Annotated in this window: 14 protein-coding genes; 5 read left to right on the plus strand and 9 right to left on the minus strand. The window is 35.1% G+C overall.

Annotated elements, in window-relative coordinates; all coding sequences use genetic code 11:
- Positions 1-10: 10 nt before the first annotated feature.
- Positions 11-1,333 carry a DRTGG domain-containing protein gene (locus tag A5821_RS05810; protein ID WP_086313636.1) on the minus strand — a complete coding sequence of 441 codons (1,323 nt, stop codon included), beginning with the start codon at positions 1,331-1,333 and terminating at the stop codon, positions 11-13.
- Positions 1,334-1,772: 439 nt separating this feature from the next.
- Between A5821_RS05810 and A5821_RS05815 the strand changes: the two genes are divergently transcribed.
- Positions 1,773-3,209, plus strand: a complete 1,437-nt coding sequence (locus A5821_RS05815; protein ID WP_086313637.1) for an MFS transporter — start codon at positions 1,773-1,775, stop codon at positions 3,207-3,209.
- An 84-nt stretch (positions 3,210-3,293) separates the two neighbouring features.
- On the opposite strand, the gene A5821_RS05820 is transcribed toward A5821_RS05815, so the two are convergent.
- Both A5821_RS05820 and A5821_RS05825 read right to left on the minus strand, forming a co-directional pair.
- Positions 3,294-3,683 (minus strand): phage holin family protein, encoded by a 390-nt coding sequence (locus A5821_RS05820; protein ID WP_170922960.1) that lies wholly within the window; start codon positions 3,681-3,683, stop codon positions 3,294-3,296.
- 173 nt (positions 3,684-3,856) lie between these two features.
- On the minus strand, positions 3,857-4,279 hold the full coding sequence (locus A5821_RS05825; protein WP_086313638.1) for an ArpU family phage packaging/lysis transcriptional regulator: 423 nt from the start codon (positions 4,277-4,279) through the stop codon (positions 3,857-3,859).
- 359 nt (positions 4,280-4,638) lie between these two features.
- Here A5821_RS05825 and A5821_RS05830 point away from each other — a divergent pair, with 359 nt between their 5' ends.
- Complete coding sequence (locus A5821_RS05830; protein WP_086313639.1) at positions 4,639-5,016, plus strand: helix-turn-helix domain-containing protein; 378 nt, start codon at positions 4,639-4,641, stop codon at positions 5,014-5,016.
- Positions 5,017-5,020: 4 nt separating this feature from the next.
- Positions 5,021-5,698, plus strand: a complete 678-nt coding sequence (locus tag A5821_RS05835) for an ImmA/IrrE family metallo-endopeptidase (protein WP_086313640.1) — start codon at positions 5,021-5,023, stop codon at positions 5,696-5,698.
- A 108-nt stretch (positions 5,699-5,806) separates the two neighbouring features.
- On the opposite strand, the gene A5821_RS05840 is transcribed toward A5821_RS05835, so the two are convergent.
- The 3 genes from A5821_RS05840 to A5821_RS05850 are packed head-to-tail and all read right to left on the minus strand — an operon-like array spanning position 5,807 to position 7,216.
- The gene (locus A5821_RS05840) at positions 5,807-6,202 is read right to left on the minus strand and encodes a protein-export chaperone SecB (protein ID WP_249921831.1); all 396 of its coding nucleotides are present in this window, start codon (positions 6,200-6,202) and stop codon (positions 5,807-5,809) included.
- A 9-nt stretch (positions 6,203-6,211) separates the two neighbouring features.
- Positions 6,212-6,562 (minus strand): hypothetical protein, encoded by a 351-nt coding sequence (locus A5821_RS05845; protein ID WP_086313641.1) that lies wholly within the window; start codon positions 6,560-6,562, stop codon positions 6,212-6,214.
- A 27-nt stretch (positions 6,563-6,589) separates the two neighbouring features.
- Positions 6,590-7,216 carry a hypothetical protein gene (locus A5821_RS05850; protein WP_086313642.1) on the minus strand — a complete coding sequence of 209 codons (627 nt, stop codon included), beginning with the start codon at positions 7,214-7,216 and terminating at the stop codon, positions 6,590-6,592.
- A 569-nt stretch (positions 7,217-7,785) separates the two neighbouring features.
- Here A5821_RS05850 and A5821_RS05855 point away from each other — a divergent pair.
- Positions 7,786-8,916, plus strand: coding sequence for a hypothetical protein (locus A5821_RS05855; protein ID WP_086313643.1), 1,131 nt, complete (start codon positions 7,786-7,788; stop codon positions 8,914-8,916).
- A gap of 468 nt (positions 8,917-9,384) precedes the next feature.
- A complete protein-coding gene (locus A5821_RS05860) occupies positions 9,385-9,585 on the plus strand; it encodes a cold-shock protein (protein WP_010760878.1) in 201 nt (66 codons plus the stop codon).
- A 194-nt stretch (positions 9,586-9,779) separates the two neighbouring features.
- Here A5821_RS05860 and icd read toward each other — a convergent pair whose 3' ends face one another.
- The 3 genes from icd to acnA form a co-directional block, all read right to left on the minus strand.
- On the minus strand, positions 9,780-11,057 hold the full coding sequence (gene icd, locus A5821_RS05865) for an NADP-dependent isocitrate dehydrogenase (protein WP_086313644.1): 1,278 nt from the start codon (positions 11,055-11,057) through the stop codon (positions 9,780-9,782).
- A complete protein-coding gene (locus A5821_RS05870) occupies positions 11,054-12,199 on the minus strand; it encodes a citrate synthase (RefSeq protein WP_086313645.1) in 1,146 nt (381 codons plus the stop codon). Before A5821_RS05870 ends, icd begins: the two co-directional genes overlap by 4 nt.
- Before the next feature lie 313 nt (positions 12,200-12,512).
- Positions 12,513-15,182 (minus strand): aconitate hydratase AcnA, encoded by a 2,670-nt coding sequence (gene acnA, locus A5821_RS05875; protein WP_249921855.1) that lies wholly within the window; start codon positions 15,180-15,182, stop codon positions 12,513-12,515.
- Between the last annotated feature and the right edge of the window lie 20 nt (positions 15,183-15,202).

Consider the following 15,202-nt stretch of genomic DNA (forward strand, 5'->3'; position numbering starts at 1 on the left):
CTATTTCCTCCTAAGTACGCTCCATTACTTGGCAAACAACAATTGCTTTTGCCACAAGCGCATTTTCCAAATACACTTCGATATCTAATTTTGCTGAACGGCGTCCAATTTCTAAGACTCTCGGACGGATATCCAGCTCACTTTCTAATTGTATCAAACGTAAATAATGTAAACTCATTTGCTCGATTAAGACATTTCTTCTTTGATTGGTGATCATCGTCCGTTGGGTCACGTTTGCAATGATTTCACTTAGCACACCAAAAGAAATCGTCCCTACACTATTGACCATTTGAGGGGCAACTGAAAATTTAAACTGCGGCTCACCCGCTTTATTGCCTTCTTCCACAGGCATCACTTCACCAGAAATTTGATCAGAAATCGTATCTGCAATCTGTGGTTGTCGCTGTACCAACTGCATTGCTTTCATCACATCTTGTCTCGAAACAAAACCGACTAATGACAAATCATCTTCAACAACGGGCATTACTTCCAACCCATCCCAAATCATCTGATGACTAACACTCGCTACACTCATCATTTTTTTCACAACGATCGGATCTTTGGTCATGACTTTATCCATGGATAGCGTTTCTGCCTTGCCTAGAACATCTTTTGCTGTCACGATCCCGACTAAACGCAAGCTTTTATTGACTACAGGAAAACGTGAATGATGGGTTTTCTCTGAAAGTTTTTGATAATCAGCGATCGTATTCGTTGAAAATAAGTAATTTGTTTTTTCTAACGTCGTATAAATATCGCTGACTAACATGATATCCTTTTTAATCAATTGGTCGCTCAATGCCCGGTTGATCATTGTTGCCACAGTAAAGGTATCATAGGTCGTTCTCAGTACAGGCATTTCTAATTCATCCGCTAACTCAGCAATTTCATTTTCTGTATCAAAACCACCAGTAATCAAAACAGCTGCCCCATTTTCTAAAGCTAATTTTTGAACTCCTTGGCGATTCCCCACGATCATCAGCGAGCCTGGCGTAATATATCTTGTCATGGCTTTTTCAGTCATCGCACCAATCACAAACTTATTCAACACTTTATCCAGACCAGAAGATCCGCCCAAAACATCCCCTTCAATGATTCGAACCACTTCACCAAAAGTCAATTTTTCAATATGTTTTTTTAATTTACGCTCGATTCGAATTGTTCCCACACGCTGAATCGTTGAAACTAATCCGATATTTTCAGCATCTTTGATTGCTCGATAAGCAGTTCCTTCACTAACACCAAGATTTTTTGCAATACTTCTAACAGAAATACGATCACCGATCGGCAATCCTTCAATGTACTTCAATATTTGATCATGTTTCGTAGCCATAATATCCTCCTCGTTTTAAAGTTGAGTGAACAAGTTTAGAACTTTATGATCTAAAACTTCCCTCGATTGTTCTACTACACTCCTTATAAATCAGAATCTTTCTTTTTATAAAAGGAATCTGTTTTAATTCTTTCTTCATCCATATTGAAACAGCTATAACTTCCATAGTAATTGACTTCACTTAAAAAGTATAACAAAAAAAACTACATTTTAGTACAGTTATTCTCTTTTTATTGTAACAGAAGTGAAAAATAAACAAACGTAATTCTACTTCTTTTTAGGAATACGCTAAAAAATGTCTGTAAACAGATTCGGCTAATACTGTTTGAAGTAAAAAATAAGTTCTTTCCAATTATTTTCATTATTTTTTCACTGACATTTTTCCCAAAAAAGGAGTATGATAAGAACGGATTACTTAGATTTTTTAGGAGATGGATAAATGGAATCAGTAAATAGTTTTCAAGAAAATACAGAAGTACAAAAAAATCGCTGGTGGATTTTGGTTTCAGTAGCAATGTTTACATTTATGTCTACGTTAGATGCCAGCATCGTCAATATAGCACTCCCGACAATTTCTAAAGATATGAATGTACCGATGAATCAGTCAGAATGGATCGTTTCGATTTACTTGATGATTGTCTGCGCCTGCTTGTTACTTTTTGGCAAAATCGGCGATAGCTTTGGCAAAATCAAAGTTTATCGGATTGGAACGGTCATTTTTACAATTGGTTCACTATTATGTGGATTCAATCAGTCGTTGACATTTCTTTTATTTGCACGAATCGTTCAAGGGATTGGTTCTAGTATGACGATGGCAACAAACTCTGGGATCATCACTGAAGTATTTCCTTTTAAAGAGCGGGGGCGCGCATTAGGCTCGATCGGTGCTTTCGTTTCTCTAGGTTCAATTGCAGGACCTGGAATTGGCGGATTGATTCTTTCACAATTTTCATGGCCTTACATTTTTTGGATCAATGTCCCTGTTGGCATCATCACGATTTTGATCGGAGAGAAATTTTTACCGAAAGATATTATCAAAAGTGGAAAAAAAGTCGATATGCTTGGCTTTAGTTTATTTGCAGTATTTATTATGACCTTTTTTGGCGGTATTTTTATTGGGCAAGAGATTGGCTTTAACGCTGCTTTATCTGTCGTATTATTCGCTCTCGCATTTCTTTCATTCATTATTTTCATTCGAGTAGAAAAACGTGTTAGCCAACCACTGATTACTTTTTCTATTTTCAAAAATAAAATCTTTACAATGAGCTTGATCACAGCGGTTTTAATCTTCTCTTCTAATTTCTTTGTTAATGTTGTGATCCCATTTTATTTACAAAATTCACGCGGGTTACCTGCCAGCAAAGCGGGATTGTTGATGATGGTCTTTCCACTACTGATGGTAGTCGGCTCTCCTATTAGTGGATTTTTGACAGATAAAATCGGTACGAAATTTTTAACGTTTTCTGGATTAATTCTGCTTTCGATCACTTCTTTGATGTATATGTTTTTAAATCAAGGAACTCCACTTTGGTATTATATTTTGGCGACTGGTATCATGGGATTAGGCAATGCGCTTTTCCAATCGCCCAATAATACAACCGTTATGAGTAGTGTTTCTAAAGAAGATTTAGGCGTGGCTGGAAGTATGAACTCTTTTGCACGGAATTTAGGAATGGTTTTAGGAATTGCTTTAGCCACAACGATTTTATACAATGCCATGAGCGCTGTGTATGGTCAACGTGTAACGACTTATATCAGTGAGCGACCTGATATTTTTATTATAGGAATGAGAATTACTTTTTTAGGCTCGTTTATTTTATGCTTAACAGCTTTAGGTCTAACCATGTTTCGTTCATTAAAAGCTAAAAAACAATAAGCAAACAAAAAAATGAAACTGTAGCAGTCACATCTGCCTTCAGTTTCATTTTTTTATTTTGCTAGGCAGCAGAAATTCTTGTTGCTACTCATCTTCTTTGCCATTTTTGATATTCTTGATAAAATTTTCAAACAGCTCAGTTCCAATCCCCATTTTTTTATAATTTTCAAGAATCGATTTTAATTCCATTAATAAATAACCGACATATAAGACATAAATCAGCCCTACACCAGCGCCTCCTGGAATCAAAGGAGCCAAAGGAATAAAAAACATTAACAGCACCATACTTGCTACTTTTCGTAAAATTCCATTGATTCCTACTTTACTTAAAAAGTTAATTGTTGGATTGATTTTTGCAGCCAGACTGCCGCTTAAAAAATCGATGATCATCGCTACACAAATCAAGGTTAAAACATAAATTGCTTTGTGATCAGCATCCACTAAGAAACGATCTAAAAACTCGAACATCTTCATAATTACCACCTTTTTCATTATTTACGTCAACTGATTATTGCTTAATAAATTTATCCGACTAGTTAAAACTAAATGTCTTATCTCATCATGGTGAACACTTTTTAACTAGCGGTATAAGAATAGTTTACTCGATTTCTTAATAATAAAACTGGCGTTTTCCTCCCACTATAATGTCATTTTTCCATCAATAGTTTCCCACTCTCATAAGCCTCGGCAAACCGAATCATTGCTTTATCCAGTTCACGATAAAATTTACTTTCACTCATGTGGTGCTTCATATAAATTGCGATATTTGTAGTAAAATTACGATCCATATATTTATCATATAATAGCTGTCTGTCATACTCGTCTAACTGATTCATCGCTTCTGTGATTTTTACTAGTTCAACTTCAGCTAAATATTTTCGATCGACTGGCTGCTCACTTTTTTGCGAGAATTCTCCATCCATTTTTCTCATTTCAAATGTGTAGGTAGTCGTTACTTTGGGCGAATGTTTCTCTCCAGCGATTCGCACTAACGTTCGATATTTATTTAACAAACCATGAACCCTTTTCTTCGTTTTTTTTCGATCGATTTCGGGAAATAGCAGCATCATTTATCCTCTCCTTTTCTTTAGTAGTTATGTTTGATACGTTTTATCCTCATGTCGCATTGTTATTCTTTCTAAACTGGTTTTAATTTCAACTCCCTTTTCATTTTAGTTAATTAGCTAATATAGGATAAAACAATTGACTTAAATTAGCATTTGCGCTATTATATAAGTACAGTTAAATAAGCTCTATTCTAATTTCTTCGCTTTCTTTTTTAGAAATCAACTCTTAGAATGGCTTGCCTAACTATTTACTGATAAATTAGCTTATAAGAACATTATAATAGCTTAAATGCTAATTGTCAATTAAAAATAGCTTAAAAGCTAATATTTTTTTCATTTAAGCTTATGAAAGGTTGAAAAACATGAGTTTAACTTACAGAATCAAAGAACTCGCAGATAAGAAAAAAGTTACCTTTGCCGAAATTGAACGTAATACAGGCATCTCTAACGGACAAATTCGTCGCTGGGATACCTCTTCGCCTAAGATAGAGAATATCCAAAAAGTTGCGGATTATTTTGATGTATCTACAGACTATCTATTAGGAAGATCAGAAATACCTTCTATTAAAGCAGCAGATCAAGAAGAACATCTTTCTTCTCAAATCATGTTTCGGATGAATACTGAAGGCTTATCTGAAAATGAAGTAGATGAATTAAAGGATGAAGTGAATCGGTTTCTGCGATTTAGACGATCAGAAATCGAGCGAGAACGAGAACTAAAACAAGACGACAAGGCGTGATTGGATGACAGAGCAAATTGATGAATATCTTAGTTTTTCGGATAAAATAAACGATTATATCTCGGCTTTGATGGTCGCAAATAATATCGGTTATGAAAATTACGATTGTTCCTATCTTTGGGATTTCGTAAAGTCTAAGGGAGTTTCAATGCGCAGTTTTCCATTCGACGGCGTCGCAAGAGATCGTATTTCGGGTATGATCGTTAAAGACTCTTTAGAGACAACGATTGGCTATAATCAAAACATGAGTGAAAAAAGAAAGAATTTTACAATCAGTCATGAGATTACGCATTATTTATTTCATATGACTGAAAACGATACAATTTTTACTGATACAGAACGGAGTTTGCACTATTCTTATAACGAAGTGCTTCATGAATTTCAAGCAAACATTGGTGCTTCTGCAATTCTAGTGCCCGATGTTGTATTCTTCCGCTTTTTAAAAGAAGGCTGGAATTTGTCTCAGCTATCGAATCATTTTGGCATATCAGAAAGTGCTCTTTATGTTCGATTGATTCATACAATGCAGGCAAATTTTGGTGTTTCTTATATTGCTGCTAAAACAAATGCGGATGCTATTCGGTATAAATTTAGTGGAAAAGGCCAACATGCGGCGGTTGAATTAGGGACTAATTTGGAAACGCGTTTGTTTCGAACCAATCGGTTTATTGAAGCGTTGTGAACTCAAAAAAAATAGTATGAGAATAAGTGTTTAAGTTTCCTATAGCTGAGATTTTCTTCGTGAAATTCTATTTTAGTTACATTATTATAAAAAAATGACACTATTTATTTAAATAGTGTCATTTTCTCTAAAAATATTGGTATTAAGAGTGGGCATTAGCACAGAATCTTGTGAATCTAAAGCAGAAATCACTGATATATTACTTCTGATATAAGGATAAAGAATTGCTGTACCATTAACCTTCACAAATTGTTTAATTTGTTCTTCTGTTAAGCTACTATCTTCAACGTTAAATGCACCTTCTAAAATCACTTCATACTTCGCTTCGTTTATATATAATTTAGTCTCCAACTTTAAAAATGCTAATTGATTATTCTCAACTAATTTATAAGCTACTTTCATATTAAAAGGTTTCTCTTCTTTATCTAATTTGTCCGTTTTTTCGATTCGTTCCCTTAATAGTTTTATTATTTTATACCCCTGCAACGTAATAACTGGTTTCATTTTTCTCTCCTATGCTGCTTTTGGTTGTAATAACTTTTCAAAATCATAATCAATATAAATTTCTTCACTTAAAAAATCCACTTCAAAATCAATAAGATATTTTTTGTTAAATTTTGAATTATTCAGCTTTCCATTGGATATCTGTTTACCATCAATAGACGCGCAAATTTCGTCATTATTGATTTCACGAGCACCTTGTTGTTGAATTTCTTTTTCAAATTCTTCAATATAAATAGACAATTCTAGCATTTCACGTTTTTGTTTCATCAAAGAGATTGCTTTCTTTAGTTGATCATTCGAAAGCTTATTTTTTTTAACTCTATTTTCAAAAAAAGTTTGAGCCATATTTTCTTTAGTCATGAATAATAGCCTCCTTAAAAAACTCAATTAACACTTACTTAGGTTAGTTATAACACTTATTTCTTTTATTGTAACATAATTAGCTTCTCTTTTAGGAAATTTAAAAAAAATAATATCATATATTTTCTCATAATTAAGTAGATCTAATGATAAACCTAAAGAAAAAGGAACACCATCTTTATCTCCTTTTAACAATTTAGTAATATTGTATGATATTATTTCTGCAAAATAACCATATATAAGTTGCTCACTTTCCTCTTCTAAATTAGAGATATAGTTGACCATATGGATTTCAAATTTTTTTTTGAGTGTTTCCATTTCTTCAGTCTTATTCAAATCCAATTTCGAAATAGTATTCTTCACTTCTATTTTTAAAAGTACTGGTTTTTCCTCATCATACCTTTTTGCAACGCATTTATCAATTTCTTCAAAGCAATAAACTCCGCTGCCTAAATACTTATAAGAACATCCAGGAAAAAAATTAAAATCTTGTTTCTCTAAAAAACTATCCCAAGCGTCCATTAAAATGACATTTTGAAGCCTATCAAAAAAAACATTTAAAAAAGAATAAATATCCGTTTCACTAGGATTGATACACTGAGACTTTACTATTCTATTACAACAAAATTCATTAGTAGCATGAATAAAATTCATTTTAGACTCCCCACAAAGTAAACAATTCTAAATTTCAAAAACATTCCCAAACAAATCGTTTTGTCATTTATTTCAATCTTATTATAATATGATTATATAGTATAATGCTCACAATGTCATCATTTTTATTCTCTAGTCTATTTATTCTATTATTAACTATGTTTAAACCTTTGTACTATCTATTTTCCCTCAAGATTCTCCCAGGAACTTCTCTAAATATTAGTAGAAAAATGATTAGACTACCTTACTAATATTGGAGTAAAAACAAAAAACCACCACGACCGTCGTCTGTGGTGGAAATGAAGGTTGTTATTTACTCTTGGTAGGAGTAAGTATGAAAAACCAATTCGGGATAATTGGCATGAAGACATATTAGCATCTCTATTTAAAATAGAGATGAACAGCTATTTTGTATTCCATAAAAAAATCATGAGGAATTACTCATAGAACAACTTTTTACATTTCCCTTTAGATAGTATTTTCCAAACCTTATTAGTTCCAACATTTTTATGCCTGTGCTACACTTTTATTAGTAGCAATGAAATGTTTCATTATAGGAGGAATGTATTATGTTAGATCAAGAAAAAGACAATTTATCTGTTCTATTCTCTGACGAAGTTCAAGGTCCCTTTGTAACATTTATTCTAAATACTCATGTCGCTCATCAAGATGTCGAAAAAGATTCGTTAGCACTTAAAAATTTCGCTAAAGCCGCAAAAGTCCGCTTCGAGAAAAAATATACTGAACTTTCTTGGCTACCATTCCAAGACAAAATCGACGCTTTGCTGGCTGACGCTTCATTTTGGCGTAATGCTACTAAGAGTGTGTCGATTATTATTAGTGAGAAAGACATTTTTATTCACCGATTAAATGTATCTGTTGACAATCAATACTACGTTGACGACCGACCTTATCTCCTAGGCATCATTAAAAATAATCAATTTAACTATCGTTATTATCTAATGGCTTTAAATCGAGATGCTATGCAGCTTTATTTAGTTGAAAATAATCAAGTTAAAACCGTTGATTTGCCTGCTGATGCACCAACTGATCTTGTTGGCGCTTTAGGTGATGAGTTAACTGGCGGTAGTATGAACTACTCCATTCAAGGTGGCACTGGCTATAACGGCTCTTCTAAAGAAGGCGTTGCTTATCACGGTGTCAATACCAAAGATGAAGAAGTAAAAATCGATTGGACTAATTACTATCAAGCAATTGATAATTACTTAAAGGATACATTTGTAAACTCTGATAACTTACCCATTCGTTTATACGCTTTACCAGAAAATCAAACATTATTTAAAAAAATTGCGAAAAATCCTTATTTAGTAACAGATGCTTCTGTCGCACTTTCTCCTGCGCAAGTTTCTTTTCAGGATATTGAAAAAGGTGCCTATAAAATCAATCAAGAATTAGAGTCTATCGAAACAGCTTCGTATAATCAGTTGCTAGACAAGAAATTTGTCGATCAATTAGTCGATATCGTTCCTGCATCTGATGAAGGAAAAGTGTCACATTTCTTCATCTCTACTGCTAATTTTGTCAATGAAACAACTGAGATGACAACGGAAGAATTCGATCGACGAAAAGTTTTGAATAAAGTAACAGATAATGTTCTTAGAACAGGTGGAAAAGTTTTTGTCCTTGATCAAAAAGCTGCGCCAGATGAAAAGACGCTAGTTGCTATCTTGCGCTATTAATCATTTAATGGACAAGAGCCACTCAACAGATACGTTGAGTGGCTCTTTAATTAAGTTGATTAAATATTTTGTTAGCTATAAAACCATGTAAAAACTATCTATTAGTAAGGATAACCTTATTCTCATCTAAACAATCTGAACCCTTCCTACTTTCAAATCTATGCAGCTCCAAGGCTGCGCCTTCGGAATAGATTTCTACGACATAAATCTATCATTACTTTCATATTTAACGCTCAATACTCCTATACTATAACAGAAATAAGTTTTTTTTGACAATTAATCTCTATTTCTTAACAAATTTTTATTTTAAGAAGAGATATCACTAGCCAAAGAGTGCTAAATATGCTATATTAAGAGTGTAGTTTTTGTTCGGTAATATATGTGTAGCTGTTTCAAATAAACATCTTCCACATTTTCACCTTTCAAGTAATTGCAAAATATGTGTCTATCACAAGGAGGATTTTTATTATGGAAACAGGTACAGTAAAATGGTTTAACTCAGACAAAGGTTTTGGATTTATCACTGCAGAAAACGGTAACGATGTATTCGTACATTTCTCAGCTATCCAAGGCGACGGATTCAAAACTTTAGAAGAAGGTCAAGCAGTGACTTTCGACGTTGAAGAAGGCCAACGTGGTCCTCAAGCTACTAACGTTAACAAAGCATAATCAACTTAACATTAGTAAATTCAAAACCTGACGACTAGTCGTCAGGTTTTTTTAGTTCCCCATAAAAAAATAAGTGCGTAACAAAACTAAAACTCAGTTTTGTTACGCACTTTAAAACTTGCTAAACGGTGGCCAAAAGTCAGGTTCTTCAGCAATTGCTCGAACCTAAGCGACTTTTGTCTCACCCTCCATTTTTAATTCTCTTTAATCAGACGGACTAACTCTTCTCCAAAATCAGAACAACTTACTAAAGTCGCACCTTCCATCTGATCTGCAAAATCTTTTGTTACTGTTTTATTCACTAAAGCTTCTTCAATACTTTTTGTAATCAAGAAACTTACCTCATCCCAGCCTAAGTAATCAAACATCAATACACCTGATAGCAGTAAAGAAGATGGATTCAACTGATTTAACCCAGCAAATTCCGGTGCTGTTCCATGTGTTGCTTCAAAAATACCATGACCTGTTTCCAAGTTTAAATTGGCTCCTGGTGCAATTCCAATACCGCCAACTTGAGCTGCTAAGGCATCAGAAATGTAATCCCCATTTAGATTTAAGGTTGCAATCACATCAAAATTTTCAGGGTGCAGTAAAATATCCTGTAGGAAAATATCGGCAATCCGGTCTTTTACAATCAGTTTTCCTGCTTTTTCTGCTTCTTCCAACTGTTGATCTGCTACAGTCTTTCCTGCATCACTTTTTATTTCTAAGTATTGTTCCCACGTAAAAACTTTATCTCCAAATTCTCTTGTAGCTAATTCATAACCCCAATTTTTAAAGCCGCCTTCTGTAAATTTCATGATATTCCCTTTATGCACTAAGGTGACTGATTTGCGATTATTTTTTAATGCATGTTCAATGGCTCCCCGAACCAATCGTTCTGTCCCTTCTTTAGAAACTGGTTTGATGCCGATTGCCGATGATTCTGGAAAACGAATTTTATTAACACCAAATTCTGTTTTTAAATACATGATTAATTTTTCTGCTTCTGGACTTTCAGCTGGAAATTCAATTCCTGCATAAATATCCTCTGTATTCTCCCTAAAAATCATCATATCTGTCTTTTCCGGATGTTTTAGTGGTGAAGGCACACCTTCAAAATAACGAACTGGTCGATAGCAAATGTATAAATCTAGTTCCTGCCTCAAGGCTACATTTAATGATCGGAAACCACCACCGATTGGTGTTGTCAACGGACCTTTGATGGCTACAAGATGAGTTTTAATCATCTCTAATGTTTCATCAGGCAGCCAACTCCCTGTTTTATTAAAGGCTTTTTCACCAGCCAAAACTTCTTGCCAAACAACTTTTCGTTTACCAGCATAGGCTTTCTCTACAGCTGCCTCAAACACCTTCTTAGCTACCTGCCAAATTTCTGGACCAATTCCGTCACCTTCGATAAAAGGGATAATTGGAGCGTCGGGGACAACTAGTTTCCCCGCTTCAAAAACAACTGGCTTCCCATCTATCATGCTTCCATTCCTCCTGGGTGTAATGTTGTACTCACATCACTATATTTTAACAACTTAGGACCAACATAATGAGAACGCGGTCGAATCAAACAGTCTTCTTTTTTCTGCTCCTCTATATGACCTAACCAACCAGAAACGCGGCTCATCGCAAAAATCAAGGTAAACAGATCACTATCGATATCTAAACAATGGTAAACTGTAGCAGAATAGAAATCAACATTTGGAATCAATCCCTTTGTCTCTTTTAAATAATACTCAACTTGGCAAGATAAAAAATACCACTGCTCTTTCTGCGTGATCGTCGTTAACTCTTTTGCTAATTTTTTCAGATGTTTTTTTCTTGGATCTTCGGTTTTGTATACCCGATGACCAAAGCCCATGACTTTTTCTTTGCGATCCAGTTTTTGATTTAAGTAGTCTTCTACATTTAGATTATCTGAATCGATTTCTTTCAACATATCAAAAACTTTTTCATTCGCACCACCATGAAGTGGTCCTTTTAGTGAACCGATTGCAGCTGTTATACAAGAATAGACATCTGACAGTGTGGATGCACAAACTCTGGCTGTAAATGTACTTGCATTTAAATCATGATCTGCATGTAGTACCAAAGCTTGGTTCATTGCATTGACCTGTACTTGAGTCGCTTCAACACCTGTCAACATATAAAGAAAATTAGCAGCAAATGATAAATCGCTTCTAGGAGGTATTGGATCTAATCCTTTTCTTAGACGTGCATAAGCAGCAATGATTGTTGGCATTTTTGCCTGTAAAGCAATACTTTGCTGATAAGCTGATTGATCATCTGTTGCTTCTGCGTTGGGATCAAACACGCCTAATAATGAAATCGCCGAACGCAAAACACTCATTGGATGAAGGTTCTGACGCGTTTGGATTTTTAAACACGTAATAATCGTATCAGATATTGGCATTTGTAAAGATAGATCTTGTTTAAATTGCTTCAATTCTTGATTTGTCGGGATTTTTAAATACCAAAGTAGATAAATCACTTCTTCAAATTGAACATTTTCAGCGACTAAATCATCTATATTAAATCCAGCAAACAATAGCTGATTTTCTACGATTGAACTAATTTTTGTTTCTGAAACAACGACTCCCTCTAAGCCCTTATGAATCTCCATCCAAGTCCCTCCTTAATTTAAAAGCTGAACGAGCTCATAAAGCATCGAATGAAAAATAGGAAAAATTGATTGAGACGATTTTTTGTCTCACTCCATTTTTATCTTTTTTCCGAGATGCTAGCTCGTAAAGCTAGACCATTTAAAAGCTGAACGAGCTCGTAAAGCATCGAATGAAAAATAGGAAAAATTGATTGAGACGTTTTTTTGTCTCACTTTATTTTTATCTTTTTTCAAGATGCTAGCCCATACAGCTAGATAACATAGAGTAACAACCTTCCTGTCACTTTATCTCATGTTTTTTACTTATCTCAAACTAACTTTGAAGCTTTTTACGAATCACCATTGGTAAAATCCCGCCATGTTGGTAATAGGTGATATCAACTGCTGAATCAAAACGAAGAATCGTGTCGAATTTGATTGATTCTCCATTTGGTTTACTTGCAGTGACCGTTACAGTATCTAAAATTCCTTTTGTCTCATCGATATCAATATCCAATAACTCAGTTCCTGTTAAACCTAAGCTATCAGCATCTTCACCTGGTTTGAATTGTAAAGGTAAGACACCCATCATCACTAAGTTTGAGCGATGGATTCGTTCATAACTTTTGGCGATCACGGCTTCTACACCAAGTAACTGTACTCCTTTAGCGGCCCAGTCTCTTGACGAACCCATCCCATAATCATCCCCTGCTAAAATGACTAGCTTCGTTCCTTGTTTCTGGTAATTCATCGCAGCATCATAGATGGCCATTTTTTCTTGTGTTGGTGTAAAAATGGTATAACCACCCTCAATGTCTGGAACAAGTTGATTGCGAATCCGAATATTAGCCAACGTTCCTCTCATCATCACTTCATGGTGACCACGTCTGGCCCCATAAGAGTTGAATTCACGAATTGGCACTCCCCGATCAACTAAATACTGCCCTGCCGGACTATTTTTTTGGATACTTCCAGCTGGCGAAATATGATCCGTTGTAATTGAATCACCGAATTTAGCCAATACGGCTAATTGCCTTAATGGTTTTCTTGCGGTTCTTTCTTTGCTCATTCCTGTAAAGTAAGGTGGATTAGCAATATACGTTGATTCTTCTTCCCAACCGTATAATGCTTCATCGTTTGTTTCAATGCGATTCCATTCTTCATTATCACTAAATACTCGCTCGTATTCTTGTTGGTAAAGTTCTGGTGTAACACATTCATCGATCAATGCTTGAATTTCATCTCTAGAAGGCCATAAATCATTAAAGTAAATTGGAATACCATTTTCTCCGATCCCAATCGGCTCTTTAAATACATCAATATCGACCGTTCCAGCTAGTGCATATAAAACAACTAATGGCGGTGAAGCTAAATAATTCGCTTTGACTAAAGGATGAATACGCCCTTCAAAGTTTCGATTTCCACTAAGAACACCTGCCATTAGCAAATCACTTTCTTTGATCACTTCTTCTACTTCTGGTTTCAATGCTCCAGAATTACCAATACACGTTGTACACCCATAACCGACAAGATGGAAGCCTAATTGTTCTAAGTAGGGTAGTAACCCCGCTTTTTCTAAATAGGCTGTAACAACTTTTGACCCTGGCGCTAACGACGTTTTTACATAATTAGGTACATTTAAACCAAGTAGTGCAGCTTTTTTAGCTACCAATCCTGCACTTAACATCACAAATGGATTCGACGTATTCGTACATGAAGTGATTGCTGCAATGGCTACTGCTCCTGGTTTTAATTGATGTTGCACCCCTTCTAAATCTAATGTAACGCTTTCTGTCTGTTGTTTCTCTGAAAGTCCAAAACCTTGTAGACCAGCTGGAGCTTTCACCGCTTGTTCAAAAACTGTTTTCATTTCTGATAAGGGAACTAGATCTTGTGGTCGTTTTGGTCCTGCTAAGTTCGCTTCGATTTTACTTAAATCGATTTCGATCACGTTTGTATAATGAGGTTCTGGATCATTTACTGGATCATAGAATAATTGGTTTTCTTTTAAATAGCGCTCAGCAACTGCTACTGTCTGCTCTTTTCTTCCTGTTAATTTCAAGTAACGGATCGTTTCATCATCGACAGGGAAAAATCCGCATGTAGCACCATATTCAGGCGCCATATTGGCAACCGTTGCTCTATCAGCCAAACTTAAACTAATGAATCCAGAACCAAAAAATTCAACAAATTTTCCTACAACTTTTTGTTCTCTCAATACCTGCGTAACTTTTAAAGCTAAATCTGTGGCTGTGGCTCCTTGAGATAATTCATTGACTAAACGAACACCCACGACTTCTGGAATTGGAAAATAAGATGGCTCGCCAAGCATACTTGCTTCTGCTTCGATTCCACCAACTCCCCAACCTAAAACGCCTAATGCATTGACCATAGTCGTATGTGAATCCGTTCCAACTAAGGTATCTGGATAAAGAAGGATCGTATCATCTTCTAGTTGTTTTTGTGTTACGACAGTCGCTAAATATTCAATGTTCACTTGATGGACGATTCCTGTTGCAGGAGGAACCACACGATAATTATCAAAGACTTTTTGCGCCCAACTTAAAAAACGGTAACGCTCTTGATTTCGTTGAAATTCCATTTTCATATTTAATTGAAGAGCTTGTTTTACTCCAGCAACATCGACTTGGACAGAATGATCGACCACCAGATCAACAGGAACTTCTGGATTGATTTTAGTCGGATCACCACCAAAATCAGCAATTGTTTTTCGCAAAGAGGCTAGATCAACCACAGCTGGAACACCTGTAAAATCTTGTAAGATCACTCGGGCTGGTTTAAAAGGAACTTCCCCTTTATTCGCCTGTGTCGATGACCAATTAGCTAAATTTTCAATATGCTCTCGGGTAATCCCAATACCATTTTCCTGACGTAATAAAGATTCCAATAGTACTCGAATACTAAACGGCAATGTTGAGACAAACTGATGTTGTTCAGTCTCTAATGAAGCAAGTGAATAGTACTGATACTTCTGATTCTTCATTTCAAAAAAAGTTTCTGACG

The sequence above is a fragment of the Enterococcus sp. 7F3_DIV0205 genome, from assembly GCF_002141365.2.
GTDB classification, from domain to species: domain Bacteria; phylum Bacillota; class Bacilli; order Lactobacillales; family Enterococcaceae; genus Enterococcus_L; species Enterococcus_L palustris.

What these genes read in the sequence shown, in the direction of transcription:
- A5821_RS05810 (WP_086313636.1), bottom strand. Translation starts at nt 1,333, where the DNA reads ATGGCTACGAAACATGATCAAATATTGAAGTACATTGAAGGATTGCCG.
- A5821_RS05815 (WP_086313637.1), top strand. Translation starts at nt 1,773, where the DNA reads ATGGAATCAGTAAATAGTTTTCAAGAAAATACAGAAGTACAAAAAAAT.
- A5821_RS05820 (WP_170922960.1), bottom strand. Translation starts at nt 3,683, where the DNA reads ATGAAGATGTTCGAGTTTTTAGATCGTTTCTTAGTGGATGCTGATCAC.
- A5821_RS05825 (WP_086313638.1), bottom strand. Translation starts at nt 4,279, where the DNA reads ATGATGCTGCTATTTCCCGAAATCGATCGAAAAAAAACGAAGAAAAGG.
- A5821_RS05830 (WP_086313639.1), top strand. Translation starts at nt 4,639, where the DNA reads ATGAGTTTAACTTACAGAATCAAAGAACTCGCAGATAAGAAAAAAGTT.
- A5821_RS05835 (WP_086313640.1), top strand. Translation starts at nt 5,021, where the DNA reads ATGACAGAGCAAATTGATGAATATCTTAGTTTTTCGGATAAAATAAAC.
- A5821_RS05840 (WP_249921831.1), bottom strand. Translation starts at nt 6,202, where the DNA reads ATGAAACCAGTTATTACGTTGCAGGGGTATAAAATAATAAAACTATTA.
- A5821_RS05845 (WP_086313641.1), bottom strand. Translation starts at nt 6,562, where the DNA reads ATGACTAAAGAAAATATGGCTCAAACTTTTTTTGAAAATAGAGTTAAA.
- A5821_RS05850 (WP_086313642.1), bottom strand. Translation starts at nt 7,216, where the DNA reads ATGAATTTTATTCATGCTACTAATGAATTTTGTTGTAATAGAATAGTA.
- A5821_RS05855 (WP_086313643.1), top strand. Translation starts at nt 7,786, where the DNA reads ATGTTAGATCAAGAAAAAGACAATTTATCTGTTCTATTCTCTGACGAA.
- A5821_RS05860 (WP_010760878.1), top strand. Translation starts at nt 9,385, where the DNA reads ATGGAAACAGGTACAGTAAAATGGTTTAACTCAGACAAAGGTTTTGGA.
- icd (WP_086313644.1), bottom strand. Translation starts at nt 11,057, where the DNA reads ATGATAGATGGGAAGCCAGTTGTTTTTGAAGCGGGGAAACTAGTTGTC.
- A5821_RS05870 (WP_086313645.1), bottom strand. Translation starts at nt 12,199, where the DNA reads ATGGAGATTCATAAGGGCTTAGAGGGAGTCGTTGTTTCAGAAACAAAA.
- acnA (WP_249921855.1), bottom strand. Translation starts at nt 15,182, where the DNA reads ATGAAGAATCAGAAGTATCAGTACTATTCACTTGCTTCATTAGAGACT.